This is a genomic window from Bacillus sp. ISL-39 (assembly GCF_018613295.1).
In the GTDB taxonomy this organism is placed as follows: Bacteria; Bacillota; Bacilli; order Bacillales; family Cytobacillaceae; genus Mesobacillus.
Window position 1 is genome coordinate 519,112 of sequence record NZ_JAGGQM010000002.1, and the last position, 25,570, is coordinate 544,681.

At 44.5% G+C, this 25,570-nt stretch carries 26 protein-coding genes; 1 reads left to right on the forward strand and 25 read right to left on the reverse strand.

What is annotated here, in order from left to right:
• Positions 1 to 25 precede the first annotated feature (25 nt).
• From rnc to J7E37_RS04440, 9 genes are all read right to left on the reverse strand, one after another.
• Positions 26 to 805: a ribonuclease III gene (rnc, locus tag J7E37_RS04400; RefSeq protein WP_215022680.1), complete on the reverse strand. Its 780-nt coding sequence runs from the start codon at positions 803 to 805 to the stop codon at positions 26 to 28.
• Positions 806 to 1,091: 286 nt separating this feature from the next.
• Entirely contained in the window at positions 1,092 to 1,325 is a 234-nt protein-coding gene (locus J7E37_RS04405; RefSeq protein ID WP_167831778.1) for an acyl carrier protein, read from the reverse strand.
• A gap of 171 nt (positions 1,326 to 1,496) precedes the next feature.
• Positions 1,497 to 2,240: a 3-oxoacyl-[acyl-carrier-protein] reductase gene (gene fabG, locus J7E37_RS04410; protein ID WP_215022681.1), complete on the reverse strand. Its 744-nt coding sequence runs from the start codon at positions 2,238 to 2,240 to the stop codon at positions 1,497 to 1,499.
• Positions 2,237 to 3,184, reverse strand: coding sequence for an ACP S-malonyltransferase (gene fabD / locus J7E37_RS04415; RefSeq protein ID WP_215022682.1), 948 nt, complete (start codon positions 3,182 to 3,184; stop codon positions 2,237 to 2,239). Before fabD ends, fabG begins: the two co-directional genes overlap by 4 nt.
• Positions 3,185 to 3,222: 38 nt before the next feature.
• On the reverse strand, positions 3,223 to 4,203 hold the full coding sequence (gene plsX, locus J7E37_RS04420; RefSeq protein ID WP_215022683.1) for a phosphate acyltransferase PlsX: 981 nt from the start codon (positions 4,201 to 4,203) through the stop codon (positions 3,223 to 3,225).
• Positions 4,204 to 4,216: 13 nt separating this feature from the next.
• Positions 4,217 to 4,786, reverse strand: coding sequence for a transcription factor FapR (gene fapR, locus J7E37_RS04425; protein WP_214777225.1), 570 nt, complete (start codon positions 4,784 to 4,786; stop codon positions 4,217 to 4,219).
• A gap of 247 nt (positions 4,787 to 5,033) precedes the next feature.
• A complete protein-coding gene (gene recG, locus J7E37_RS04430) occupies positions 5,034 to 7,082 on the reverse strand; it encodes an ATP-dependent DNA helicase RecG (protein WP_214777227.1) in 2,049 nt (682 codons plus the stop codon).
• 292 nt (positions 7,083 to 7,374) lie between these two features.
• Positions 7,375 to 9,045 (reverse strand): DAK2 domain-containing protein, encoded by a 1,671-nt coding sequence (locus J7E37_RS04435; RefSeq protein WP_215022685.1) that lies wholly within the window; start codon positions 9,043 to 9,045, stop codon positions 7,375 to 7,377.
• A 15-nt stretch (positions 9,046 to 9,060) separates the two neighbouring features.
• A complete protein-coding gene (locus J7E37_RS04440; protein WP_041965977.1) occupies positions 9,061 to 9,423 on the reverse strand; it encodes an Asp23/Gls24 family envelope stress response protein in 363 nt (120 codons plus the stop codon).
• 294 nt (positions 9,424 to 9,717) lie between these two features.
• Between J7E37_RS04440 and rpmB the strand changes: the two genes are divergently transcribed.
• The gene (gene rpmB, locus J7E37_RS04445) at positions 9,718 to 9,906 is read left to right on the forward strand and encodes a 50S ribosomal protein L28 (protein WP_023614934.1); all 189 of its coding nucleotides are present in this window, start codon (positions 9,718 to 9,720) and stop codon (positions 9,904 to 9,906) included.
• Positions 9,907 to 10,118: 212 nt separating this feature from the next.
• On the opposite strand, the gene spoVM is transcribed toward rpmB, so the two are convergent.
• From spoVM to J7E37_RS04525, 16 genes are all read right to left on the reverse strand, one after another.
• Complete coding sequence (gene spoVM / locus J7E37_RS04450; protein ID WP_167831967.1) at positions 10,119 to 10,199, reverse strand: stage V sporulation protein SpoVM; 81 nt, start codon at positions 10,197 to 10,199, stop codon at positions 10,119 to 10,121.
• Between the two features lie 137 nt (positions 10,200 to 10,336).
• Entirely contained in the window at positions 10,337 to 10,984 is a 648-nt protein-coding gene (locus J7E37_RS04455) for a thiamine diphosphokinase (protein ID WP_215022686.1), read from the reverse strand.
• 91 nt (positions 10,985 to 11,075) lie between these two features.
• Entirely contained in the window at positions 11,076 to 11,720 is a 645-nt protein-coding gene (gene rpe / locus J7E37_RS04460) for a ribulose-phosphate 3-epimerase (protein WP_214777234.1), read from the reverse strand.
• 3 nt (positions 11,721 to 11,723) lie between these two features.
• Positions 11,724 to 12,605, reverse strand: a complete 882-nt coding sequence (gene rsgA / locus J7E37_RS04465; RefSeq protein WP_214777236.1) for a ribosome small subunit-dependent GTPase A — start codon at positions 12,603 to 12,605, stop codon at positions 11,724 to 11,726.
• 18 nt (positions 12,606 to 12,623) lie between these two features.
• Positions 12,624 to 14,576: a Stk1 family PASTA domain-containing Ser/Thr kinase gene (gene pknB, locus J7E37_RS04470; protein ID WP_215022689.1), complete on the reverse strand. Its 1,953-nt coding sequence runs from the start codon at positions 14,574 to 14,576 to the stop codon at positions 12,624 to 12,626.
• Positions 14,577 to 14,581: 5 nt separating this feature from the next.
• A complete protein-coding gene (locus J7E37_RS04475; RefSeq protein ID WP_215022919.1) occupies positions 14,582 to 15,334 on the reverse strand; it encodes a Stp1/IreP family PP2C-type Ser/Thr phosphatase in 753 nt (250 codons plus the stop codon).
• Positions 15,335 to 15,338: 4 nt separating this feature from the next.
• A complete protein-coding gene (rlmN, locus tag J7E37_RS04480) occupies positions 15,339 to 16,430 on the reverse strand; it encodes a dual-specificity RNA methyltransferase RlmN (RefSeq protein WP_214777240.1) in 1,092 nt (363 codons plus the stop codon).
• Between the two features lies 1 nt (position 16,431).
• Positions 16,432 to 17,781 (reverse strand): 16S rRNA (cytosine(967)-C(5))-methyltransferase RsmB, encoded by a 1,350-nt coding sequence (rsmB, locus tag J7E37_RS04485; protein WP_215022690.1) that lies wholly within the window; start codon positions 17,779 to 17,781, stop codon positions 16,432 to 16,434.
• Positions 17,774 to 18,727 (reverse strand): methionyl-tRNA formyltransferase, encoded by a 954-nt coding sequence (gene fmt, locus J7E37_RS04490; protein WP_215022692.1) that lies wholly within the window; start codon positions 18,725 to 18,727, stop codon positions 17,774 to 17,776. Before fmt ends, rsmB begins: the two co-directional genes overlap by 8 nt.
• Positions 18,724 to 19,209 carry a peptide deformylase gene (def, locus tag J7E37_RS04495; RefSeq protein ID WP_214777246.1) on the reverse strand — a complete coding sequence of 162 codons (486 nt, stop codon included), beginning with the start codon at positions 19,207 to 19,209 and terminating at the stop codon, positions 18,724 to 18,726. Before def ends, fmt begins: the two co-directional genes overlap by 4 nt.
• A 205-nt stretch (positions 19,210 to 19,414) precedes the next feature.
• Entirely contained in the window at positions 19,415 to 21,829 is a 2,415-nt protein-coding gene (gene priA / locus J7E37_RS04500) for a primosomal protein N' (RefSeq protein ID WP_215022694.1), read from the reverse strand.
• The gene (coaBC, locus tag J7E37_RS04505) at positions 21,826 to 23,037 is read right to left on the reverse strand and encodes a bifunctional phosphopantothenoylcysteine decarboxylase/phosphopantothenate--cysteine ligase CoaBC (protein ID WP_215022696.1); all 1,212 of its coding nucleotides are present in this window, start codon (positions 23,035 to 23,037) and stop codon (positions 21,826 to 21,828) included. Before coaBC ends, priA begins: the two co-directional genes overlap by 4 nt.
• A 294-nt stretch (positions 23,038 to 23,331) precedes the next feature.
• Positions 23,332 to 23,556: a DNA-directed RNA polymerase subunit omega gene (gene rpoZ / locus J7E37_RS04510; protein WP_041965989.1), complete on the reverse strand. Its 225-nt coding sequence runs from the start codon at positions 23,554 to 23,556 to the stop codon at positions 23,332 to 23,334.
• A complete protein-coding gene (gene gmk, locus J7E37_RS04515) occupies positions 23,557 to 24,171 on the reverse strand; it encodes a guanylate kinase (protein WP_192470294.1) in 615 nt (204 codons plus the stop codon).
• A 9-nt stretch (positions 24,172 to 24,180) separates the two neighbouring features.
• Entirely contained in the window at positions 24,181 to 24,444 is a 264-nt protein-coding gene (remA, locus tag J7E37_RS04520) for an extracellular matrix/biofilm regulator RemA (protein ID WP_023614949.1), read from the reverse strand.
• Positions 24,445 to 24,500: 56 nt separating this feature from the next.
• Positions 24,501 to 25,376: a YicC/YloC family endoribonuclease gene (locus tag J7E37_RS04525; protein WP_214777724.1), complete on the reverse strand. Its 876-nt coding sequence runs from the start codon at positions 25,374 to 25,376 to the stop codon at positions 24,501 to 24,503.
• Between the last annotated feature and the right edge of the window lie 194 nt (positions 25,377 to 25,570).

The window sequence follows — 25,570 nt, forward strand, 5'->3', positions numbered from 1 at the left end:
GACGTATCTTCTATAAAAAAACGTTCTACTTATCTTCCTTTTTATCGTCCGTTTCCAAATTGGCTTCCATATGGGACTTCAATTTTTCCAGTGCCATCTGGGCAGCATGCTGCTCTGCTTCCTTCTTAGAGCGTCCTGTTCCTGTCCCTAATTCTTGCCCATTAAGGTAGACACGTGATTCGAATTCCCGGCTGTGCGCAGGACCAATCTCTTTCATAATCCGGTATTCAAGCGAGCCGACACCGTCCCGCTGTACGAGTTCCTGAAGCTGGCTTTTAAAATCCATCACATGAGAAAAAGCACCGGTATTGATTTTTGGAAACACAATTTCTTCTAGGAATGTCGTGACTGTTTCAATTCCTTTATCAAGATATAAGGCACCGATGAAAGCCTCGAATACATCTGCCAAAAGGGCAGGCCTTGTTCTTCCGCCTGTCATTTCTTCTCCCTTGCCAAGCAAAACAAGTTCACCAAAGGATAGCTCATTCGCAAAGGCCACAAGCGATGGCTCACAAACTACAGCCGCTCGCAGCTTAGTAAGCTCTCCCTCGCTCATCATCGGATACTTCTTATATAAGAATTGGGATACAGTCAGTTCCAAAACAGCGTCACCAAGAAACTCCAGCCTCTCATTATCTTCATGAGGCTTTCTGCGATGCTCATTCACATAGGATGAATGTGTAAATGCCTGTTTTAACAGTTTATCACTATCAAATTGAATCCCAATTTTGTCCTGGAATTCTTTGAACTTCTGCTCCTTTGCGCGGATATTCTTTTTGTCTCTTTCTCTTCCATTGTTGCGCATGATTTATTCCACCTTGCTCATAATTTAAAGCTGTTATTAAATGATTCGCAGGCATTATTGCTCGTGCCGTTTGCAAATCAATACAGACTACTAACAGTTTACAAAAAATAACGCCAATAAAGCAAAAAAACTTGGCCAATTCCAGCAGATTACTTTTTAGGATTACTATCCTAAAGCTTAAATAACTTTTCAAGAGCCTAATTTACACCGGTATAAATTGAACAAGACCTTTTTTACAGAAGAAAGCCCCGTTTATAAAAACGGAGCTTCTCAGTAAATCGAACAATTACTTTTGGCTATTTATGTAGTTAACAGCGTCACCAACTGTACCGATTTTTTCAGCATCATCATCAGAAATTTCCATGTCGAACTCATCTTCTAATTCCATTACCAATTCAACAACATCAAGGGAATCAGCACCAAGATCATCTTTAAAAGATGCTTCTAAAGTTACTTGAGATTCATCTACTCCCAAACGGTCAACAATAATTTTTGTTACGCGTTCTAAAACGTCTGCCATGCTTGTTCACCTCCCCTCAAGCTATTATAGTTGATTTTAATTAATTAATAAATGGCTGTAATCATTTTTTAATCTTAGACCCTCTTATATTGGACTTGATTATAACAGAGCCTGTTTTTCAGGGCAAAATTGTAGAATCCTATTGGATTGGAATTCCCTGAAAGCTTAATCCTACATCACCATACCGCCGTCTATGTGCAGGGTTTGCCCTGTCATATAAGCGCTGTCTTCGGATGCGAGGAAGACGACGGTTCTTGCAATATCTTTTGGCTCACCGAAACGTGCCAGCGGTATCTGCTTGAGCATTTCTGTTTTCACATCCTCGTTCAGCTTATCCGTCATGTCTGTCGTGATAAAGCCCGGTGCCACAGCGTTCACTGTGATGCCTCTGGATGATAGCTCCTTCGCCGTTGTTTTGGTCAGCCCGATCACTCCGGATTTTGCAGCAACATAGTTAGCCTGCCCAGGATTTCCGCTTACGCCTACAATAGAGGAAATATTGATGATTCTTCCGCTTCTCTGCTTCATCATTTGTCGAGCAACTGCTTTTGTACACAGGAAAACGCCTTTTAGGTTGATGTTGATTACATCATCCCATTCAGATTCTTTCATCCTCATCAACAGGTTATCTTTCGTTATTCCCGCATTGTTAACAAGTATGTCAAGCTTGCCGAAACGCTCGATCGTTTCTTTGGCCATATCATTTACCGATTCGGAGTTGGATACATCTGCCTGGATGGCAAAAGCACCCTGTCCCATCGCCTTGATTTCATCAACCACTTCCAGCGCTTTTGCTTCGCTGCCTGCATAATTGACAGCCACTGACGCACCTTCCCTGGCAAGTTCTAAAGCGATTTCTCGCCCAATCCCACGTGAGGCTCCAGTTACCAGCGCTACCTTACCTTCCAGTCTCATTCCTTCTCCTCCTTCAGAGCAGCTACAGCAGCTGCACAAGTTTCTGCATCATAAATGGCGAACGTCCTCGCTGAGCGGTCCACTTTCTTAACGAGTCCTGACAAAACCTTACCCGGTCCAATTTCTATAAAAGTATCGACACCGAGTTCCAGCATTTTTGAGACCGTATCCTCCCATAATACTGGAGAATACAGCTGTTCAACTAGTCTTCTTTTGAATTCCGAAGCTTCTGTCATCGGTTCGGCAGTTACATTTCCGATCACCGGTACTGCCGCATCCTTAATAGCGATGTTCTCCAGTACGGCTTCAAATCTTCCAGCAGCCGGCTTCATCAGCGAGGAATGGAACGGACCGCTGACATCGAGCGGAATAACCCGTTTGGCACCAGCTTCCTTTGCTTTCACAGAGGCTTCTTCCACACCAGCTCTAGAACCAGAGATTACGATTTGTCCAGGACAATTCAAGTTGGCCAGCTGAACAGGATTACCGCCAGCTGATACAGTTTCAGTCACATCCATGAGCTTTTCACGGTCCATGCCGAGAACTGCGGCCATTGTTCCTTCTCCATTAGGTACAGCCTCTTCCATGAGCTCTCCACGCTTGCGGACTGCATACACAGCGTCTTCAAACGAAATGGCTTCTGAAGCAACCAAGGCAGAATATTCACCCAGACTATGGCCGGCAGTAAAATCTGGCTTGATCCCGAACTGGCTGAAATAATTCAAAATCGCAATACTGGTTGTCAAAAGCGCAGGCTGGGCATTTGTCGTAAGCGTAAGCCTCTCTTGCGGTCCTTCAAAAATCAGTGTGCTTAAGCTTTCACCCAGGACCTCGTCCGCTTTTTTGAAAGTTTCTGAGACTGATTGCTCTGAATTTGCGAGGGCCTGTCCCATCCCTACTGTCTGCGACCCCTGTCCCGGGAACAAAAACGCGATTTTTCCCATGAAAGATTCCCCTTTAACTCGTATTTTTTGTTCGTTGTTCACTTTTCTATGGCAGTTTTGATAGTTCCGGAAACATCCTTCTCTACCATTTCCCTCGCCTGGCGGATGGAATTAAAAACAGCATTCGCGTCAGACGAACCATGAGCTTTGATTACTGGAGCTTTAAGGCCGAAGAGACCAGCACCGCCATATTCCGTGTAATCCATCTTATTTTTGAGTACGGTGAGGTCCGGCTTTAGAACAGCTGCAGCCATCTTGCTTTTAAAGCTGGAAGTCAAAGCAGTTTTCAGCATTTTAAAAACCGACATTGCTGTACCTTCAATGGTTTTCAGAACCATATTTCCGGTAAAACCATCTGCGACTACAACATCCGCGGCTCCCTCAAGCAAGTCCCTTGATTCAACGTTGCCGATGAAGTTGATATCTGCTTCCTTCAATAATTCATATGTGTTTCTTACAAGCTCGTTGCCTTTCTTCTCCTCTGTCCCAATATTCAACAAGCCCACACGGGGATTTGTGATTCCTCTTGCCTTCTCGCTGTATATCGAGCCCATGATGGCATATTGGACAAGGTGTTCAGGTTTTGCATCAGCATTGGCTCCGACATCCAGAAGCAGGAAGCCTTCTCCGCCAATTGTAGGGAGAGTCGGCGCCAGGGCCGGCCTTTCAATACCGTCTATTCTTCCTACCACAAACAATCCAGCAGCCATCAAAGCTCCTGTATTGCCGGCAGAAATACAGGCATCCGCATTTCCGTCAGCAACTTGCTGGGCTGCAAGAACCATTGAAGCTGTTTTTTTGCGGCGCACTGCCCTGACAGGTTCATCTGTACTAAGGATCACTTCTTCTGTATGCAGGATTTCAATCCTCTCTTCATTTGTGAGGTGCTCCCTTATTCTTTTCTCGTCGCCAACTAGCACGATATGTATGTCACTATATTTTTGAATTGCTTTCATTGCTCCGAGGACGATTTCTCTTGGTGCATTGTCTCCGCCCATCGCATCTACTGCTAGCCTCATCGCTTTTCATCCCTTACTTTTCATTTTTTGACCTGTACATTTCAAACTCGCCTTTAAAAACACTTTCACTGTTCACAAAACTGATCACTTCTACAAGTGTCCGTCCATTTTCGTTATCGATTTTTTTGACTCTCGCTTTAGCGATAACCCGTTCACCTTCTTTTACCGATCTTGTGAAATGGATATTTGCTTTAGCTGTCAATGCAAGCTCATCATTTATAACGGCAACGGCCAGTGAGTTAGCCTGGGCAAACAAATGGTGCCCCCTGGCGATTTTATTTCGTTTAAATACATGTTCTCTCTTTATATCCAGAATAGATATGGCACTATGGTCAAGTTCAATATCAATGATTTCACCAATTACTTCTTCCAGCGGCAAGGAACGGACCTCATCTTCGAATCGTTTTTCGGCCACGTTCTTAATTCTTTCCCTTAGTTCAGGAATTGATAATTCCAGTCTGTCCAGTCTTATTGTCTGGATGCTGACGGAAAATTTTTCGGCCAGTTCCTCATCCGTTATGAAAGGATTTTCTTTAATCGTCTCAGTCAACATAGACTGACGTTCTCTTTTGTTGCGTTTCATTTACTAAACACCGCCCGAGCTATTAAGACTAGGTACTAATAGTAGTATATATATAATAAAAAAAGATTGCAAGAAGAAAAATCGAAATGCGCCGGGGACTGAATCAGCCCCAAGTATCGGCGTCAAGGTATAGATAAACCTTGTGACTTACATGGCTGTAGCCCAGTGCATAACAAAAGCAGACTCACAACTGAATCTGCTTTCGTCCATACTATGAATCTTTTAATCGTTAATAGATTCAATCAGGTCAATCCAGTTTCTCATTGGCAAGAGCACCTGTTTCCGCTAGATACTGCCGTAATAATCTATATTTCCCGCTTTGCCAGAAAGTTTCTGATTGGACTAGCAAGGCTGCGTCATTTCTTGCCGTTTCTAACGCACGATAATCATGGACCATATCTGCTACCTTGAATTCCGGCAGGCCGCTTTGTTTTTTTCCAAAGAAGTCACCTGGGCCCCTCAACTCTAAATCTTTTTCACTGAGAACAAACCCGTCATTCGTTTCGGACATTATTTTCATTCGCTCTTTGCCGACTTCACTTTTCGGGTCTGCAAGCAAAATGCAGTACGATTGGTCACTGCCGCGGCCAACCCTGCCTCTTAATTGGTGAAGCTGTGCCAGGCCAAATCGCTCAGCGTCATAAATCAGCATGACTGTCGCATTCGGGACATTGACCCCAACCTCTACCACAGTGGTCGAAACGAGAACTTGCACCTCGTTTTCACTGAATGCTTTCATGACCTGGTCTTTCTCATCGGAATGGAGGCGTCCATGCATAAGTCCAACCTTGTAACGGTCTTTAAAATAGAAGCTTAATGTGCTGTGCACATCGATGGCGTTCTGGACGTCCAGCTTATCAGACTCCTCGATAAGAGGACAAATCACATAGGCTTGTCTTCCTTTCGAAAGCTCTTTCTCCATGAAGGCAAGCACTCGCTCAAGCATTTCATGTTTGGCCCAATAGGTTTCGATCGTTTTACGACCAGCTGGCATCTCATCAATGACAGAGACATCCATTTCACCAAATACAGTAATGGCAAGAGTTCTTGGTATTGGAGTCGCGGTCATGAACAGCACATCAGGATTTTCCCCTTTTTCCCTAAGCACCCGTCTTTGTTCCACGCCAAAACGGTGCTGTTCATCCGTGATCACCAGTCCCAGGTTGTGAAAATCCACTTCATCCTGGATCAAAGCATGTGTTCCAATCAGCACGTCAATTTCACCAAGCTTAAGCTGTTCAAGCATCTCTCTTCTGCGCTTCCCTTTGACAGAGCTTGTCAACAGAGCCACTGTTATCCCGAATGGCTCAAGCAACTGTGTCAATGATTGCGAGTGCTGTTCGGCCAGTATTTCGGTCGGCACCATCAATGCCCCTTGATAACCGGCGGTCTTTGCCGAATAAAGGGCGATCGCCGCAACAACTGTTTTACCCGAGCCAACATCCCCCTGAAGGAGACGATTCATGCGGTAAGGCGACTTCATGTCCCCAAGGATTTCATTTACCACTCGTTTCTGTGCTCCCGTAAGCGGGAAAGGCAATCCCGCGATGAAAGTCTTCAGCTTGTCCAATTCATATGAAATCGCAATTCCAGGACTCTGTTCCCGTTCAAGTTTTCTCAATGACTGCATCTTTAGCTGGAACAAAAGAAATTCCTCGTATACAAATCTCCTTCTCGCCTGCTTCATCTCCTCTGAATCTGACGGGAGATGCATGACCCTCAGAGCATCCCTGCGATTAAGCAGTTTGTATTTCTGCAGAAGTTCTGCTGGCAAAATTTCTCCGATTTCATGACCGAACTGAGAAAATGCCTGCTTGATCAGCCTTCTGATCGTTTTCACGGTCATTTTTCCTTTTACAGCATAAACAGGTTCAAAATCCTGGCTCTTTCCATGCTCGCCCAACGACATTTGAGTTGCGGTGATTGTCTGCCTGTGCTGATCCCATTTCCCGGTAACAGAGATGGTTTCCCCGACAGTTATTTTTTGCTTAAGATATGGCTGGTTAAAGAATGTAGCGATGATTAAATAACGGCCAACAAGCAGCCTTACTGTCAGCCGGTTCTTTTTGCGGCCATAATATACAACAGAAGGCTCACTGTGAACTGTCCCTTCCACCGTGACTCTCTCGTCATGCTTGACTTCCGCCAGGTCCTTCAAGCGATAATCCTCGTAACGATACGGGAAGTATTCAAGCAAGTCACCGACAGTCCTGATTTGCATATCTGCCAGAGTCTCCGCCATTTCATTGCCGATTCCTTTAACTGCTGTTACTGGTTGTTTTAATTGTTCATTCAAGATTATCAAGCGGTATACCGAAAATTCTGACCTCCAGCTCCCGGCCAATCGGTGCTGCCGCTCCCCCCTCCTCACGCTGTTTCTGGAGTTCTGCTTTTACCGTTTTCGATTGCGCTGCTACTTTTCAGGCAATGCAGCGGCTGTTACGTTTATCTTTTCACATAAAATAATGCAATCAACGATTAAACCTCTTTATATACAAAACGAAATAGAAGGGGTGTCCCCTTCTATTTCTTAGTACCATATTACAATTTTATTTGTCCAGCGGAAGATTCTCCAATGCTGGATGAATTTATTCAATCGCGAAGATGAAGGCGTATAATGGCTGTTCACCATTGTGGACTTCTACTTCTACATCGCCGTAATTGCTTTCAACAAACTCGAGGATTGAATCGACATCTTCATCGGAAGCATCTTCGCCCTTTAAGATTGTCAGGATTTCTGAGTCTTCGTCAAGCATCTGATCCAATAGTTCCTTGGCTGCCTTGACTTTGTCCGGATCCTTCAGGACGATCTTTCCATCGGCAAGGCCCATGAAATCTCCTGTTGAAATTTCAAGGCCGTCTATACTCGTATCACGGACAGCATATGTCAGCTGGCCCGTTTTCACATGCTGCATTGCCTCAGTCATTGCTTCTTTGTTGTCACCAGGTTCAGCTGATGGGTTAAATGAAAGCAATGCTGTCATACCCTGAGGCACAGTTTTAGAAGGGATGACGACCACCTCTTCCTCCGCTACCTCTGCAGCCTGCTCAGCGGCCATGATGATGTTTTTATTGTTCGGCAGGATGATGACCTTGCGCGCATTCACTTCTTTGATCGCCTTAATGATATCCTCTGTACTCGGATTCATTGTCTGGCCGCCTTCGATCACCGCGTTGGCACCAATGCTGCGGAAAAGCTCAGCGATTCCGGAACCCATTGAGACTGCGACGATTCCGTACTCCCGTCTTTCCTTCTTTGACTCAGCAGCCTGAGTTCGAAGTGGGGTAGATGATTCGCCGACAATATCAGTGTGCTGCTGGCGCATATTTTCAATTTTCATATTGATGAGGTTTCCGTATCTTTGTCCATACGTCAATACCTCGCCGGGCTGTTCTGAGTGGATATGTACCTTTACAACTTCGTCATCGGAAATTACCAGAAGTGAATCTCCATAATTACTCAAGTCCTGGCGGAAGTTTTCCTCAGAAAATGCTTCTTTTCCTTCAAGCCTAACCATGAATTCAGTACAATAGCCGAATTCGATATCTTCAGTGTTCATGTGGCTCTGGACGCTCTTATGATGCTCAGCGCTGACAAGCTCATTCATATTCGGCATTGCAGATGGGGAATCAGGAAGCTTTTCACCCTTCAATTCTGCAAGGAAGCCTTCATAAACGAACACAAGACCCTGTCCGCCACTATCTACTACTCCTACTTCCTTTAGGACGGGAAGTAAATCAGGTGTGCGGTTTAATGATGCCTTCGCTTCTTTCAGCACTTCTTCCATCAAGCCAATAAGGCTTTCATGGTTCTTGGCAACAGCTACAGCATGCCTTGCAGCATCCTTTGCTACTGTTAAAATCGTGCCTTCCACAGGTTTCATGACAGCTTTATAAGCTGTTTCAACACCTGCATTCAACGCAGCGGCAAACTCTACAGAGTTCACAGTTGGCTTAGTTTCGATTGCTTTTGCAAAACCGCGGAATAACTGGGAAAGGATAACCCCAGAGTTACCTCTCGCTCCCATAAGCAAGCCTTTGGCAAGCGCAGAACCAACCTTCCCGATATGTTCCTGTACATTGTTCTTAACTTCCTTGGCACCGGAAGTCATGGATAAATTCATATTCGTTCCCGTATCACCATCAGGAACAGGGAAGACGTTCAGTGCGTCGACATACTTGGCATTCGCCGCCAAATGGTTGGCACCCTGAATCACCATCTCCGCAAAACGTTTTCCGTCTAGAACATTAATAGACACAAATCTTTCCTCCTCTTACGGGTTCGTTACACGAACTCCCTGAACGTAAATATTCACCGAGTCAACTGCCAGCCCTACAGTTTTATCAAGAGTGTATTTTACCTTTGACTGGACATTGTGGGCAACCTCGGAAATTTTCGTCCCATAGCTCACAATAATATACATATCAATATGTACTTCCTCGTTTTCCTGGCGAACGATTACTCCGCGAGTGAAATTCTCCCTGCGCAAAATATCTGTCAATCCGTCCTTGATCTGGTTCTTTGAAGCCATCCCGACAATACCATAACAATCAACCGCTGCGCCGCCCGCAATCGTTGCAATGACATCATTTGATATATCAATTTGTCCGTACTTCGTTTTTAGCTCGATGGACATGATTCGTTCCCCCTTTGGAAAAATAGCATTATGCTACAGTTATTTTACTATAAGCCAAGCAATTTTTAAAGTTATTCTGCCCTACCCTTTATTATTCAGCAAGAATCTCAACTATATGTCAAGGTTTTTTTCTTTATAGCTTTCGTCAGAAGTATTGCAAATGCGAAATTTCTATGATAAATTATTAAAGTATGTCAGAGAAGAGGTTATCCTGTTTAATTCGCAGTTCTGACGATATGCAAATAATTGCAGCAAAAAATAGTATCAGCTTTTGTCAGTTAGGAGGGAAATCATATGCCACGTAAATGTGTAGTAACTGGTAAATCAACTCGTTCTGGTAACGCACGCTCTCACGCAATGAACGCTAACAAGCGTACATGGGGTGCTAACCTTCAAAAAGTACGTATTCTTGTAGACGGTAAGCCTAAGCGTGTTTGGGTATCTGCAAGAGCTCTAAGATCAGGTAAAGTTGAACGCGTATAATTAAAAAAGTCGCAGATATTCTGCCTGGCTCCAGCAGCCGGCAGGAAACTGCACGGCATCCAAGAGGGTGCCTTTTTTATTTTTCTTTAACCTTTGACTTACAAAAGCATCCTCAAGACCATTCTTCCCAATTGACGGCAAAATAATAGCACCCCGTTTCCAGGGTGCCAATGGAGCTTCCATACTCTCTCTTCACTTCACTTTTATTGGTTCTATTCCTTTTTGAATGCACCTAACATCGCCCGTACGAGGCCCCCTAAAAATTTAGGCAGTTTGATTGTATAGAATCTCATACCGTCCCTCCTCACCATCTCTCGAAAACCAGTCTTCTTTCTGCATCCGTACAGTATATTCGCTGGTATGCAAAAATTGCTCCTTTCATGTGAATCCTTGAATTCAATTACATGAATAGAGCTCCAGGGAAGACTTTTCAATCCTTGCTTCTTACAACTAATAATATGCCTTCAGAAAATGAAAAAGTACCATGACCTCTAATAAGTTCATTACTAATACATAGTGTCGATCCCATAGGAATATGACAGTCATTTAATGGGTATTTAAAATTTTCTAGCGTCATGCCAGAGACTGCTGGTGTTACAGGGAGGAAGGAAACATACTTAAAATCATCGAGCTTGCTGACTGTGTAAGCGCCTGGTCCTTTAATATACAAGATATTTTTTTTATCAATTATTTCGATATGGATGGAAGATCCGTCCTGAAGGGGCTTGACCAGCAGCTGGATATTTGCCATTAGATGGTCCAGCCTTCCACCAGTTGCGCCAAATACTTTTATGGATTCTGGTTCCTGCTCAAGTGCCCAGTTTAAAGCTAGTTCCATATCTGTCTCATCTTTTTCAGGCTTGAATTTATTCATGTCGGAAACAGCTTCTTCAATCTCTGCCAACTCTGATTCTGAAACGGAGTCAAAATCCCCGAAGGCTGCTGATGGCTTGATACCAGCCTTCAATAAATAAAATACACCTCTATCAATCCCAATCCAGATAACATTCCTATCATCATATAAATGGAAATCTGGTATCAGGTCGGGCGGTCCTCCTGCTACTAAATTTATTATCATAAAAACTATCTCCTTTTGAACGTTTAAAGAATGGATTTGTAAAAATACAATAAGCTAAATAAAGCCAGCCGCATGTAACGGCTGGCTTTATTTACGGTCTCAGGCTTGAGATAGCTGCTCCTCTGTCTTCCTTATTAAAGACGGCTGAACCGGCCACAAGCACGTTAGCCCCTGCTTCAATACAAAGTCTGGCTGTCTCTTCGTTCACTCCGCCATCGACTTCGATTTCAAGTTCGGGATTCAATGCATCAGCTAGTTCTTTAACCTCCCTAATCTTTGGCAGTACTGAGGAGATGAATTTCTGGCCGCCGAAGCCCGGATTGACAGACATAAGCAGCACCATGTCGACATCCTCAATTATATGCTTCAGGCTATCCACAGGAGTTGCAGGATTCAGGACAACCCCTGCTTTTACACCGGTAGATTTAATTAGCTGAATCGTCCTGTGAAGATGCCTGCTCGCTTCCACATGGACCGTAATGTAATCCGCTCCGGCCTTTGCGAAAGCTTCAATATATTGATCAGGATTTTCGATCATCAAGTGAACATCAAGCGGAAGATTCGTTACCGGCCTGATTGCTTCGACAATCAATGGCCCAATTGTAATATTAGGGACAAAATGTCCATCCATTACATCCACATGAATATAATCAGCTCCACCCCGCTCGACATCTTTGATTTCTTCCCCCAGGCGGGCAAAGTCTGCTGATAAAATGGAAGGTGCAATTTTCACCATGTTTCAGTACCTCGGCTTTCTATCTTTGATTTCTAACAAAAAGTCCTTATAATGCGAGTATCTGTATTCAGGCAAAGCTTCTGACTCGACTGCCGCTTTGACGGCACACTTGGGCTCAGCCATATGAAGGCAGCCGCGGAATTTGCAATCCTCACTGATCTCAGCTATGTCCGGGAAGCATGAGTTCAACTCTTCAGCCTCAATCTCTGTAAATTCCAGCGAACTGAAACCAGGAGTGTCAGCAACCAGACCATTATTGATGGTAATCAGCTCAACATGCCTTGTTGTATGCTTACCCCTGCCCAGATGGGAGGATATGTCATCGGTCTTCAACTCCAGATCTGGTCGGATTGCATTCAGCAGAGAAGATTTTCCAACTCCGGATTGACCGGCAAAAACAGATATCTTGCCCTCAATATGAGGTTTTAATTTTTCCAGACCTTCTGAAGTTTCGGATGAAGTAAAAATCACCTCATAGCCTGCTTTCCGATAGTCCTCCGCGAATTCCTCGAGCCGGGACTTTTGTTCTTCATTGGTTAGATCCATTTTCGTAATGCAGATGAGTGGCTCGATTTGGTTATATTCAACAAGTACCAAAAACCTGTCGAGCAAAGCAGTACTGAAGTCAGGTTCTACAGCTGAAAATACAAGGATGGCCTGGTCTACATTCGCGATTGGCGGGCGGACCAACTCATTCTTCCGGCTTTTGACTTCCAGGATATAGCCTTCCTTATCATTCTCAGCCTGGAAAACGACCTCGTCACCTACGAGCGGCGTAACCTTGTTTTTGCGAAAAACACCGCGGCCGCGGCACTGGACAACTCCCTCGCCATTCGCAACATAATAAAAACCGCTCAGCGCCTTAATAATTTTGCCCTCAGGCATAGCAACACTCCCTGTCTGTTAGTCTTCTGGATAATCAACGCTGCCACTAGCAAAGACTTCTCCATCCCGCATAATTCTATAATGAGCCTTTTTTCCAGGCGCAATTAAAAATTCGAGACTTACAATTGTGTCCTCTGTAATTTCAATGATGTCGTATGGAGTTCCGTCTGTATGGTTTACGTCATTCATATATATTGTGAGTTCTTGCGGTAGCCCTTCTTCTTTAGGCTGATATGGCACGGTAATTTCAAGTGTTTTTTCTTTAGGTACTGGCTCAGGTCCTTTTGAAATGACAACCCTTACCTTACTGCCTGGTGGCAGCTCAGTTCCTGCTTCAGGTTTTTGGGAAATGACCGATCCGCCGGTTATCGTATCATGATACGCTTCTTCCGTGCTATCAATGTTGAGGCCGCTGGTGTCAGCATACACCTCCAGATTTCTTTGGTTGTATCCTGTTAAATCCTGCAGAGTTACCAATTCAGGCCCCTTGCTTACCTTAAACTCTACTGTTGTTTCTTCTGGGATGACGGATTCACCACCAGATGGATTCTGTTCAAGAATGGTACCTGGATCATTATCGTCATGCTCTTCGGTTTTGTTGACCTTGAAGCCTTTTTCCTCAAGCAGGCTGACGACATCCTCGTAATTCCTGCCCCTATAATCCGATAATTCCACTGTTTCTTTGCCGGTACTGATATACAAGTCGATTTCATTGCCTTCTTTAATCATTTTTCCAGCTTTCGGATTAGTTCGGATGACATTTCCTTCTTCGACTTCCTCATCACTGATTTCATTTATATCCCCGGTAACAAAGCCAGCTGACATGAGTTTAGCGACTGCTTCCTCAACTTCCATGCCGCTTACATCAGGCACTTCTTTTTCCTTTGGCCCGAATAAGTCAGGTCCCATCGTTACCATTACTATTCCCGCAGTCAAGATCAATAAAAACATAACCGTCAGTATGATCGGCCATTTCTTTTTCTTCTTTTTTTCAGGCTTTGCCTTAGGAGCTTGTTCCTGTGAAGCAGGAGCGTCTTTCCGTACGATTGTTTCGTCAAGATTATGATAAGGCCGGTCATTCGTTATAATTGGTATTGCTTTTGTCGCTTCATCGTCTTCTGGTATGGCGAACTTCCCTTCATTCAAACGATTGGCATCAAGTGCCGTACCCAGGTCCTCTTCCATTTCATCGACTGTATCATAGCGATGGAAAGGATCCTTCGCAGTCGCCTTGAGAACGACATTCTCTACGCTCTGAGGGATTTGCGGATTCCACCTTTTTAGGGATGGTGTCTCGGACTGTAAATGTTTCAGTGCTATGGAAACAGCAGATTCACCTGAGAACGGCAGTCTTCCTGTAAGCAATTCAAACATGACAATCCCAATCGAATAAATATCCGATTTTTTGTTCGCCATGCCTCCTCTTGCTTGTTCAGGAGAAAGATAATGAACAGACCCCAGCACTGAATTCGTTTGCGTGATACTGGTTGCGCTTAAAGCCATCGCTATTCCGAAATCGGTAATTTTCACTGTACCGCTGCTGTCGATCAGGATGTTGTGCGGCTTGATATCCCGGTGGACAATATGATTATGATGGGCATGTGAAATCGCGGAAGTAAGCTGCTTCATAATGTCCAGGGCTTCTTCTACCGGAACAGGCGCGTGCTGCTGTATGTACTGCTTCAATGTCTGACCATCGACATATTCCATCACAATATAGTATAGCCCGTCCTCTTCACCCACATCATATATACTGACGATATTGGGGTGGGCAAGACTGGTTGCGGATTGCGCTTCTCTATGGAACCTGCGGATGAATTCATCATCATTGGCAAAATCGAGACGAAGCATTTTGACCGCTACATCCCTGTCAAGAATCATGTCATGGGCAAGGTAGACATTCGCCATGCCTCCGCCGCCGATCATGCCCTTGATTTTATAACGCCCGCTGATTCTTTTTCCGATAATCATATTCTTCACCTGCCCTCGTTGAATTCCTGGTATTCGACGATAGCAAGAGTTATATTATCTTCGCCGCCGTACTCGTTTGCCCTTTTGATAAATTCTGCCGCCTTATCTTCAAGGGACATTTCTTTGTTTCTAACGATGCTTTCCATTTCTTCCTGGCTTACCTTATTGGAAAGGCCGTCGGAACAAAGGAGCAGAGCATCTTCCTCTTCAAAGATGATCGTTTTCACATCCATATCGACCGACTCTTCAGTCCCAAGTGCCCTTAGAAGGACATTTTTCCGCGGATGGTGTTCTGCGTCTTCCTTAGAGATTTGTCCCGAACGAACGAGTTCGTTGACAAGAGAATGATCCTCCGTCAATTGCTTGAATCCCGACTCGTTCAATAAGTAACAACGGCTGTCACCTATGTTAACGATGGTCGCGAACAGGTTCGTACAAATGGCCGCCACGATCGTTGTTCCCATACCTTCACATTCTGTGTTTTTCATGGAATGCTCGAAAATATCTTTATTGGCCTGTAAAACCGCTTCTTCCATCCATTTTTCTGCTTCTTCTGCTGTATGTATCTCGGTTGAACTTTCCCAAAGATCCTTCAGATGCTTGATCGTCATTTCACTGGCAACATCACCCGCACGGTGGCCGCCCATGCCATCTGCTACGATGGCAAGGCGCTGACCGTGAGAGTTAACAAAAATGCCGCCATTGTCTTCATTATGCAGGCGGACCTTTCCCCTGTCTGTCATGAAAACAGCCTTCATTTTGTCACCTCGTCTCTTCTTTTCTTTCTTTTGCCCGAAGTTGTCCGCAAGCTGCTTCAATGTCATGCCCTTGTTCTCTTCTGATTGTCACATTCACTCCACGGTCTCGAAGTGTCCGTTCGAATTTGAAGATCTGGCTCTTTGGTGTCCTTACGTAATCACGCTCAGGTACATAGTTGACCGGAATTAAATTGATATGGCACTTCAAACCTTTAACAAGTTCTGCGAGCTCTTCAGCGTGCTCAACCTGATCATTTACGCCCCCAAACAGCCCATATTCAAAGCTGATTCTCCGGCCAGTTTTGTTCACATAATAACGAACGGAGTCCATCAGATCAGGAAGCTTGTAAGCCCTGTTGATTGGCATCAGCCTGCTGCGCAATTCAGTGTTTGGCGCGTGCAGAGAAATCGCAAAATTTATTTGCATATTTTCATCCGCAAATTGATAGATCTTAGGGATAATCCCGCTTGTAGATACGGTAATATGGCGTGCACCAATGTTCATACCCTTTTCATGGTTCATAATTTTCAGGAATGAAAGCATATTGTCATAGTTATCAAACGGTTCTCCGATACCCATGATGACAATTGAACTTACTCTCTCATCCGTCTCATCAAGTGCCTGTTGTACTTTTACGACCTGGGCCACGATTTCTCCTGCTTCCAGATTCCTTTTTAAGCCGCCAAGTGTAGATGCGCAAAAAGTACAGCCGATCCTGCAGCCAACCTGTGTAGTTACACAGACAGAGTTTCCATACTCATGCCGCATGAGGACTGTTTCAATGGATACACCGTCCTGCAGTTCAAATAAAAATTTAATTGTTCCGTCAGATGATGTCTGCTGGATGATTGTACTCAATGTTGTCAGGACAAAATGTTCGTCCAGCTTGTCCCGCAAAGGCTTTGCCAAATTGGACATATCCTCAAAAGAGGTGGCTCTTTTTTTGTAGAGCCAGTCAAAGATTTGTTCTGCCCTAAATGGTTTTTCTCCTTGTTCCTTCAGCCAGTCCTTCAGTTCATCAAGCTGAAGTGAATAAATGGACTTTTTCGCTGTATCCTCGGTTGCTGCATTTCTTGTTGTTTTTTCTTGTTCCATGTTATTCCACCTTCTTTCTTAAACAAGCAATATAAAACCCATCAGAGCCAAAGTCCTGCGGAAGAATCTGCACATCAAATCCATTGATCACTGGTTTGATTGTCTCAGGCATTCTTTCTGCAAATGTTGTATCTCCTTCGAATTCAGGATGCTCGCTTAAAAATTTTTCAATTACTTCCTGGTTTTCTTCACGGTCAACCGTGCATGTACTATATACAAGTGTCCCTCCAGATTTTAAAAGAGGGCCCACTGATTCGAGCAGGCTTAGCTGTATGGTTTGCAGCTGTGATAAATCCTGTTCCTTCTTAGTATACTTCATATCCGGCTTTCGTCTCATCACTCCCAGCCCAGAGCATGGTGCATCAAGCAAAACCCGGTCGATAGATTCTTTTTCAAATTGGTCGGCGGCCTCGCGGCTGTCCATTTTTTGAGCATCAATATTTTCGAGACCCAAGCGCTCCGCATTCTCGGAGATTAGCTTCACTTTGTGCTCATGCAGGTCAAGAGAAATCACCTTCCCGCTATTTCCCAGCTTCTCGGCGATATGAGTAGTTTTCCCGCCCGGTGCTGCACATGCATCAAGAATCACTTCTTCTTCTTTGATGCCCAGAGCATGGGCAACCAGCATTGAGCTCTCATCCTGGATGGTTAACAAGCCATACTTGAATGCTTTGGATGAAGCCAGATTGCCCCGGAGACACTTGATTGCTTCTGGGAGAATCGGACTTGGTTCTACATCAAATCCTTCTTCCTCAAGAAGGTCAAGACACTCATCCCGGGAGATTCTCGTCAAATTGACCCTGCCTGTCTGGAGCGGAGCAGTTAAATTCACTTCACACATTTCCTGTGTCTTTTCGACACCGAATTGGTTGACCCACCTTCTTACGAGCCACAATGGATGGCTAGTCTCGATGGAAATTCTTTCAGCAGGATCTGTGATGGCATCAAGTGAAGGCAGTCCATTTCTCTGGATGCTTCTCAACACACCATTCACTAGACTGGCAATACCTTTATGTCCCCTGCGTTTTGCAATTTCCACTGCTTCATATATAGCCGCTCTTTCCGGAATTTTATCCAAGTAGACCATCTGGTACAGTGTCATACGAAGCAGATTGATGACCCAGCTTTGAAGCTTTTTATTTTTTTCGATAAATGGCTTAAGGTAAAAATCGATGGTCATTTTCCGCTGAAGCGTGCCATATACCAATTCTGTCAGCAAGCCTACGTCAATCGGGCTGATTTCATTTTTTTCAATCGCATTGTTCAAGAGCAGATTGCTGTAGGCCAGGTTCTTCTCTATTGTTTCAAGTAGCTGCAATGCTGTATCCCTGACATTTTTCTTTTTACTCATGGATGTCTCCTAACTTAACGCCTGGCTGTAAGTTTGCCCCTGCCCCCAGCAAGAATTGCATCGCATCCATCTTTTTCTTGCCGGCTGGCTGAAGTTCTGTGATTTTTATTGCGGTTTCATCACCAGTCGAAACAACAAAACCATCCTCTTCAACTTTGACAATCGTACCAGGCTGGTCGTTTCCTGTATAACTTACCTTTTCGGCGGTCCATATCTTCATCACCGATCCATCCATAGTCGTATAGGCAACGGGCCACGGATTCATGCCGCGGATATGGTTATAAATTTCGGCGCCAGCTCGGTTCCAATCAATTTTTTCCTGTTCGCGCTTGATATTCCATGCGAAGGTAGCATCTTCATCGTTTTGGTGAATCGGAGTGATCTCCCCTTTTAACAGCTTGGGAATTGTCTCTGACAAGAGATCAGCACCAGCTGAGCTCATTTTATCATGCAAAGATCCAACTGTATCTGTATCGGTAATTGGTACTTCAACCTGTGTCAGGATATCGCCAGCGTCCAGCTTTTCTACCATATACATAATCGTTATACCTGTTTTTTCTTTGCCGCGGATGATGGCGTAGTGAATTGGAGCACCGCCTCGCAGCTCTGGCAAAAGGGATGCATGGACATTTATGCAGCCAAACTTTGGTGCCTCAAGGAGTTTGTTTGGCAAGATTTGTCCAAACGCAGCAGTGACAATTAATTCTGGTTCAAGGGCCAGAATTTTATCGAGTTCCTCCTCCTGGCGTATTTTCTCCGGCTGATAAACAGTAATGCCATGTTTCAGCGCTTCTGCTTTTACCGGAGGCGGAGTCATGACCCGTTTTCTTCCAACTGGGCGGTCAGGCTGGGTAACAACTCCGACTACGTCATAGCCTTCATCGACCAATCTCTTCAAAACCGGGACAGAAAAATCCGGAGTCCCCATAAATACGATTCTTGTCATTCCTGGTTCAACTCCTCTAACTCAGCTTCTTCAATATATCTAGACACCTTGGTGGTGAATAGCACTCCGTGTAAATGGTCAATCTCATGGAGGATTGCTCTTGCTAAAAACTCCTCTGCTACTAGTTCATAGCTTTTCCCTTTGCGATTCTGGGCCTTTACCTTCACATAATGCGGACGTGAGACCTCCCCGTATAATCCCGGGAAACTCAAGCACCCTTCAGGTCCAGTTTGCTCACCGCGAGATTCCATGATAACAGGGTTGATCAATTCAATCGTACCGTGCTCATCATCGATATCGACAATCGCAATTTGTTTCTTTATATCTATTTGAGGAGCGGCCAGGCCGACGCCATCAAATTCAATCATTGTATCATACATGTCATCCAGCAGCTTTGCCAGTTTTTTATCGAAAACTGTGACCTTTTCGCATTCCTGCTCCAAAATGTCCGCTGGATAAGTTACTATTTTTCTTACTGCCAAAATAAATCCTCCAATAAATCCATTTAAATATTAGTATTAGCTTGTTCATTCAACTTTTTTCATAAACTTTACTGAAAACTTGTTTCGTAAACTTTGCTGCTTCATATGGCCTCACAATGCGTAGTTTCCTCGACAACTGGGTCCGGGCCGGCTTGTTGTATAAAAAAGATTTTCACTCGAAAAAAAACTGCTTAAAAAGGAATCATTACATCAAAATATAGGGGTTTAGGTCGACAGAAATCTGCAAACCCCCTGTCCCTGTTTCCTGCTGGTAATGGTCAAGTATGGTTTTTAGGGCGTTCTTCAGTTCTGGTTCCTTTTTGTATTTTATCAGACATTGATAGCGATATCTATCGTTGATCCGTGGTATTGGCGATGCTACAGGTCCCAGTACAACTGCTTCATTCGACAGCCTGGAAGAGATGAACTTCGCAATTTTTTCCGTAACTGACACTACTTTCATCAATTCTTGATGGCTGACTGTCACAAGTGAAAGATAGTAAAACGGCGGGTACTGGTGAACCTTCCGCATCAGCATCTCTTGCTGGTAAAACCTGTCATAGTCCTGTGTCCCGGCAAGCTCAACACTGTAATGCTCGGGTGTATAAGTCTGGATGACTACCTCTCCGGGAAGCTTGTGTCTTCCAGCCCTCCCGCTTACTTGTGTTAATAGCTGGAAGGTCTTTTCCGAAGACCGGAAATCGGGCAGGTTCAACATAGTGTCTGCTGAAAGGACACCTACTAATGTAATGTTTGGAAAATCCAACCCTTTTGCGATCATTTGCGTACCGAGTAAAATATCCGCCTGACCCTCCTGAAATGCCGTGAGCAGCTTTTCATGTGAACCTTTCCTGCCAGTTGTATCGACATCCATCCTGATGATCCTCGCCTCAGGGATCAATTTCAACAGTTCTTCCTCAACCTTTTGTGTCCCGGTCCCGAAATAGCGGATATGCTCACTATTGCATTCAGGACAAATAGTCGGCACCCTGTCTTCGTAACCGCAATAATGGCATTTCATCTGCTCATTATATCGGTGGTATGTCAGTGTGATATCGCAATGCGGACAGTTCATGACATATCCGCAATCACGGCACATCACAAACGACGAATGCCCGCGTTTATTTAAAAACAGGACGGTCTGCTCTTTTTTCTCAAGCCTGTCTTTTATCTTTTCAAAAAGCTTTACCGAAAACATCGATCGGTTTCCTGTTCGTAATTCCTCTCGCATATCGACGATTTCAACGGTTGGCAGCGCCTGATTATTCATCCGCTTGGGGAGAGAGAGCAAAGTATACCTTCCTTTTTGTGCACGGGCAAATGATTCAAGTGAGGGAGTCGCACTGCCGAGGACGACTGGACAAGCATTTGTCTTAGCCCTCTGGATCGCTACGTCCCTTGCATGGTATCTTGGGTTCTCTTCTTGCTTATAGCTCGTTTCGTGCTCTTCATCGATGATAATGATTCCGATATTCTCGAATGGGGCAAAAATCGCCGACCTGGCTCCTACCACCACTTTTACTTCCTTGCGCTGGATTTTCCGCCATTCATCATACTTCTCACCCGCAGACAGACCGCTATGCATGACAGCCACCAGATCACCAAATCGCTCCTTGAAGCGCGTAACCATTTGCGGCGTCAATGAGATTTCCGGCACAAGCACAATCGCTTCCTTGCCTTTACTCAATACCTCCTGTATGGACTGCAAATAAATTTCAGTTTTACCGCTGCCTGTTACGCCATATAAAAGAAAGACTTCATGCAAGTCCTTTTCAATTGCAGAAAGGATGGGGCCAATCGCTTTTTCTTGTTCAACTGTCAGTTCGAGAGCCATTTTCCGTTCAAATTCCCGTTCTGAATATGGGTCCCTGTATACCTCCAGCTCTTCTACTTTCAGCATACCTTTCTTAGCTAGTGACTGTATTGACGCCTGGGAGATTCCAAGACTGGAGAGCAGCAGTCTCTGTTCCACAGGTTCTGGATGTTCCAGAAAGAAATCAAGTACAGATCGCTGTCCTGACGCCTGTGGTGAAAGTTTGTCCCTTGCCTCCCTGAGCTGAACAGGCTCAACTGAAGGTGAAACATGTTTGAGCAGCTTTTTGCGCACTCTGTCCTTCACCTGGTAAACTACCTCTACCCTGCCAGACGACGCCTCCTTTTGCAGCTGCTGTACAAGACCCTTGGTAACGGCATCCTCCCAGCTAATTTCATTATTTTCCCTGAACAACTCTATTAAATTTCCAGGCAGATCAGTTATATCTGTCCCTTTTGCAAGCACAATTTTCTTTTCGTATTTTGCCTTCAACGCTGCTGGAAGCATTGCCTGGTAAGAGGAGATTTTATAGCTTAGTGTATGTTCAGTCAGCCAGTCCCCCAGTTCGAGAAGTTCTACATTCAGTACGGGTGTCAAATCAAGTGGTTCGATGATTGAGCGCAGCTTAGAGAAGCTGGACTCTTTCTTAAGGTCCCTGACAAATCCCTGGATTTTTCTTGGACCAAACGGTACGATGACCCTTGTCCCAGGCTTGATTACATCTTTGAATTTTTCAGGTATTTTATAGTCAAAGGTTTTGTCAGTTTGCTTTGCAGGCACATCGACAATAACGCTTGCTATATTCATAAGCTTTCATCCTTTTTAAAACAGTGAATGACTTCGGCAAGGATCTTTCGGGCTACATCTGATTTTGACATCAAAGGCAGCTCGACGGACGTACCATCCTTTTTGTAAATGGTGACAATATTGGTGTCAGCACCAAAGCCCGCGCCTTCCTGTTTGACGTTATTCGCCACAATCATGTCTGCATTTTTTCTGGCAAGCTTGCCCTTCGCATGGTTTTCGACATCATTGGTTTCAGCTGCGAACCCTACAATCACCTGGCTCGTTTTCCTTTGTCCGAGTTCAAACAGTATATCCTTCGTCCTTTCAAGCTCAAGAGCCTGGTCGCCTTCTTTTTTCTTCATTTTCTCTTCATAGATATATTTCGGCCGGTAATCCGCGACGGCTGCGGTACCAATCATGACATCTGCTTTATCAAAATGCGCCAGGGCAGCCTGGTACATATCCTCTGCACTTTCCACTTTAATCAATTCGGTTCCGGTTGGAGGCTCGAGGTTGACCGGCCCCGAAACAAGGATAACCCTTGCCCCCATTTTCACAGCTTCCCCTGCGATTGCATAGCCCATCTTGCCAGTTGAATGGTTGGTCAGAAAGCGGACAGGATCGATTTTTTCTCTTGTAGGGCCCGCAGTAACCAAGACAGTTTGACCTGATAGATCGCCGCCCTTATTAGCAAAAAACTGGCCAGCAAGGTCCACGATTGTCTCAGGTTCCTCAAGACGGCCCTTGCCTGTGTAACCACATGCCAGATACCCTTCTCCGGGTTCGATAAATTCATAACCGAAGCTTCTTAAAATTTCCATGTTTTTCATGACAGCAGGATGCTGGTACATATGAACATTCATCGCTGGCGCCACCCACACAGGTGCTGTCGCGGCGAGAAGTGTAGTAGATATCATATTATCAGCAATCCCATTTGCAAGCTTGCCGATGATATTGGCAGTTGCCGGGGCTATTATGATCAAATCAGCCCAATCAGCTAAATGGATATGGGCGATATTTTCCGGATTTTTCTCATCGAATGTATATGTATAAACTTCACTTCTGGACAATGCCTGAAAAGTGAGCGGAGTAACGAATTTAGCTGCAGAATCACTAAGGATCACTTTCACTTCAGCGCCGGCCTGTGTCAACTTGCTCGTCAGCGCAGCACCCTTATATACAGCGATCCCACCGGTCACGCACAATAGAATTTTTTTACCGTTCAGCATGTCAGAGAACCCCCATTTTACAACAAACTATCATTATGATTGAACTATAACATTTTTTCACAGATTAAGCATGAAATAGGCAAGACAGCTGCTTTAATGTACTCGCTGTGACATGTATAGAGCCTTACGTTATGACCTACCTGGACTATGCCCATTTTTATTGGGTTTATAGATTGTATCTATGTGACCTTTTTTCAAGCAAAGTTCCCGTTTCGGGCTTATAGAACCATTCTATTTGCCAGTAACGTCTAAACAAAAAAATAACAACCCAATAAATAGGTTGTTATCGCGGTGTTATTCGTTGATATTTAACTCTTCATGGCTTCCTGCTGTCTTGAAATGAAGCTTTTCTGCGTTGATCTCTTCGAGTGCCTTGCCGACGAATTTGTGGGAAACATACTTATCTAACTTAGCATCCATATGGACCTGCATGCTGCGTGCGCGTTTTGCCGCAACCGATACCAATGAGTATTTTGAATCAATTTTTGTCATTAAAGAGTCAATAGAAGGGTTAAGCATTTATTCTACCTCCAGCATTTTTTTATAACGATGTTGAACTCGTTCCCTGCGGCAGTGTTCCGCAACAACGATTGATTTAACTCGCTGTGCCGCGTTTTCAACATGGTCGTTTTCAACAACATAATCGTATAATTCCATCATTTCGAGTTCTTCTCTAGCAGCTTTCATCCTGCCTTTGATGATATCTTCTGTTTCTGTGCCTCTTGTCACGATCCGGTTTTCAAGTTCTGAAAGGCTGGGCGGCGCTAGGAAAATGAAAAGTCCCTCAGGGAATTTCCTCCTTACCTGGCTTGCTCCCTGAACTTCAATTTCAAGGAAAACATCCCTTCCCGCATCGAGCGTTTCGCGGACGTACTCAACTGGGGTCCCATAATAATTGCCAACAAACTCTGCATACTCTAGCAATTGGTCCTGTTTGATCATTTCTTCAAATTCTTCCCTGGTTTTGAAGAAATAATCTACTCCATTTTGCTCTCCTTCACGCGGCAGCCTCGTTGTCGCGGACACGGAATACTCAAAAGCTGTATCGTGCTGGGAAAATAATTCTTTCCGGACCGTTCCTTTGCCAACACCTGATGGCCCTGAAAGAACAATCAACAATCCTTTTTCCTGCATTAAATAGTCCTACCCTTCATCAATAATATCATCACGGTCATTCAGGCGGTGTGCTACTGTTTCCGGCTGTACCGCAGAGAGGATGACATGGTCGCTGTCCATGACTATAACAGCCCTCGTCCTTCTTCCATATGTTGCGTCTATTAATGACCCACGGTCGCGTGCGTCCTGGATGATCCGTTTTATTGGAGCTGATTCAGGACTTACGATCGAGATGATCCTGTTAGCTGAAACAATATTGCCGAAGCCTATATTTATAAGCTTTATTGCCATGATGGTCCCCCAATCATCAGTTATTTATTTTGGCCTTTTTAGACCCTTTCTAAACGCTACTCTATATTTTGCACTTGTTCCTTAACCTTTTCCAAGAGGCTTTTCATCTCGACTACTTCCCTGGCAACTCTTGAATCATTCGCCTTGGAACCGATCGTGTTGACCTCGCGATTCATTTCCTGAAGCAGAAAATCGAGTTTCCTGCCAAGAGGCTCATTCGCCTTCAATATTTCTTTGAATTGACTTACATGGCTTTCAAGCCTGGCAATTTCTTCACTGATATCAGCTTTATCCGCAAAGAAGGCAACCTCGGTAAGGATTCTGTCTTCACCTGCCTGGCTATCCGTCAATTCAGCCATTTTCTTCTGAAGCCTTTCACGGTACTGCTCTACAACACTCGGCGCCAGCTTTTTCACACTCGTGATGTTTTCTTTTAACTGCTGGATATGCTGCAATACATCCTTTTCAAGTGCTGATCCTTCCAGCATACGCATTTGGACCAGTTGGCCCCCTGCATCCTCAACGGCTGAAAGGAGAAGAAGTTCAAGTTCTTCATTTTCAGCTTCTATTTCCTCAATATGGATGATTTCTTGCCTGCTGACAATATCACGGAGCTCAATATCCCCCGCAATGCTGTACCTGTTCTTGATTTCAGTTATGTGATGGACTAATTCGTCCAGGGCTTCCCAGTCAATATGTACACTTCGGCTAACTATGCCTTCGCCCTCCAAAGTTACAAATACTTCGACTCTCCCTCTTTTTATATGTGCGCCGAGTTTCTTTTTTATTTTTTCTTCCGTTTTCAGGAGCTGCCGGGGCATGCGAATATGGAATTCACAAAAACGGTGATTGACCGTTTTGACCTCGACTGTGACACTGAACCTGTCAGATTCAGTCCTGCTCCTTCCAAACCCAGTCATACTGACGACCATTTCAGACACATCCATTCTTTCTAAAAAGTCGAGTTTCCTGTAGACCCCGTGGAACAGGCTTATTCATTTATGTAAAATCTAATTTATGTTTTTCAACTCCGCTCCTTCCCTCGAAAGGAACTTCCAAGCTTAAGATTGTTAGCTGTAAATGCAGGAAAGATTACGAAAGTATTAGTAAAAAAAAGAAAGGCAAT

Coding starts and splice junctions, on each gene's coding strand:
- rnc (WP_215022680.1), bottom strand. CDS start 805: ATGCGCAACAATGGAAGAGAAAGAGACAAAAAGAATATCCGCGCAAAG.
- J7E37_RS04405 (WP_167831778.1), bottom strand. CDS start 1,325: ATGGCAGACGTTTTAGAACGCGTAACAAAAATTATTGTTGACCGTTTG.
- fabG (WP_215022681.1), bottom strand. CDS start 2,240: ATGAGACTGGAAGGTAAGGTAGCGCTGGTAACTGGAGCCTCACGTGGG.
- fabD (WP_215022682.1), bottom strand. CDS start 3,184: ATGGGAAAAATCGCGTTTTTGTTCCCGGGACAGGGGTCGCAGACAGTA.
- plsX (WP_215022683.1), bottom strand. CDS start 4,203: ATGAGGCTAGCAGTAGATGCGATGGGCGGAGACAATGCACCAAGAGAA.
- fapR (WP_214777225.1), bottom strand. CDS start 4,786: ATGAAACGCAACAAAAGAGAACGTCAGTCTATGTTGACTGAGACGATT.
- J7E37_RS04440 (WP_041965977.1), bottom strand. CDS start 9,423: ATGTCCATCGAGCTAAAAACGAAGTACGGACAAATTGATATATCAAAT.
- rpmB (WP_023614934.1), top strand. CDS start 9,718: ATGCCACGTAAATGTGTAGTAACTGGTAAATCAACTCGTTCTGGTAAC.
- spoVM (WP_167831967.1), bottom strand. CDS start 10,199: ATGAGATTCTATACAATCAAACTGCCTAAATTTTTAGGGGGCCTCGTA.
- J7E37_RS04455 (WP_215022686.1), bottom strand. CDS start 10,984: ATGATAATAAATTTAGTAGCAGGAGGACCGCCCGACCTGATACCAGAT.
- rpe (WP_214777234.1), bottom strand. CDS start 11,720: ATGGTGAAAATTGCACCTTCCATTTTATCAGCAGACTTTGCCCGCCTG.
- rsgA (WP_214777236.1), bottom strand. CDS start 12,605: ATGCCTGAGGGCAAAATTATTAAGGCGCTGAGCGGTTTTTATTATGTT.
- pknB (WP_215022689.1), bottom strand. CDS start 14,576: ATGATTATCGGAAAAAGAATCAGCGGGCGTTATAAAATCAAGGGCATG.
- J7E37_RS04475 (WP_215022919.1), bottom strand. CDS start 15,334: ATGAAGGCTGTTTTCATGACAGACAGGGGAAAGGTCCGCCTGCATAAT.
- rlmN (WP_214777240.1), bottom strand. CDS start 16,430: ATGGAACAAGAAAAAACAACAAGAAATGCAGCAACCGAGGATACAGCG.
- rsmB (WP_215022690.1), bottom strand. CDS start 17,781: ATGAGTAAAAAGAAAAATGTCAGGGATACAGCATTGCAGCTACTTGAA.
- fmt (WP_215022692.1), bottom strand. CDS start 18,727: ATGACAAGAATCGTATTTATGGGGACTCCGGATTTTTCTGTCCCGGTT.
- priA (WP_215022694.1), bottom strand. CDS start 21,829: ATGAATATAGCAAGCGTTATTGTCGATGTGCCTGCAAAGCAAACTGAC.
- coaBC (WP_215022696.1), bottom strand. CDS start 23,037: ATGCTGAACGGTAAAAAAATTCTATTGTGCGTGACCGGTGGGATCGCT.
- rpoZ (WP_041965989.1), bottom strand. CDS start 23,556: ATGCTTAACCCTTCTATTGACTCTTTAATGACAAAAATTGATTCAAAA.
- gmk (WP_192470294.1), bottom strand. CDS start 24,171: ATGCAGGAAAAAGGATTGTTGATTGTTCTTTCAGGGCCATCAGGTGTT.
- remA (WP_023614949.1), bottom strand. CDS start 24,444: ATGGCAATAAAGCTTATAAATATAGGCTTCGGCAATATTGTTTCAGCT.
- J7E37_RS04525 (WP_214777724.1), bottom strand. CDS start 25,376: ATGGTCGTCAGTATGACTGGGTTTGGAAGGAGCAGGACTGAATCTGAC.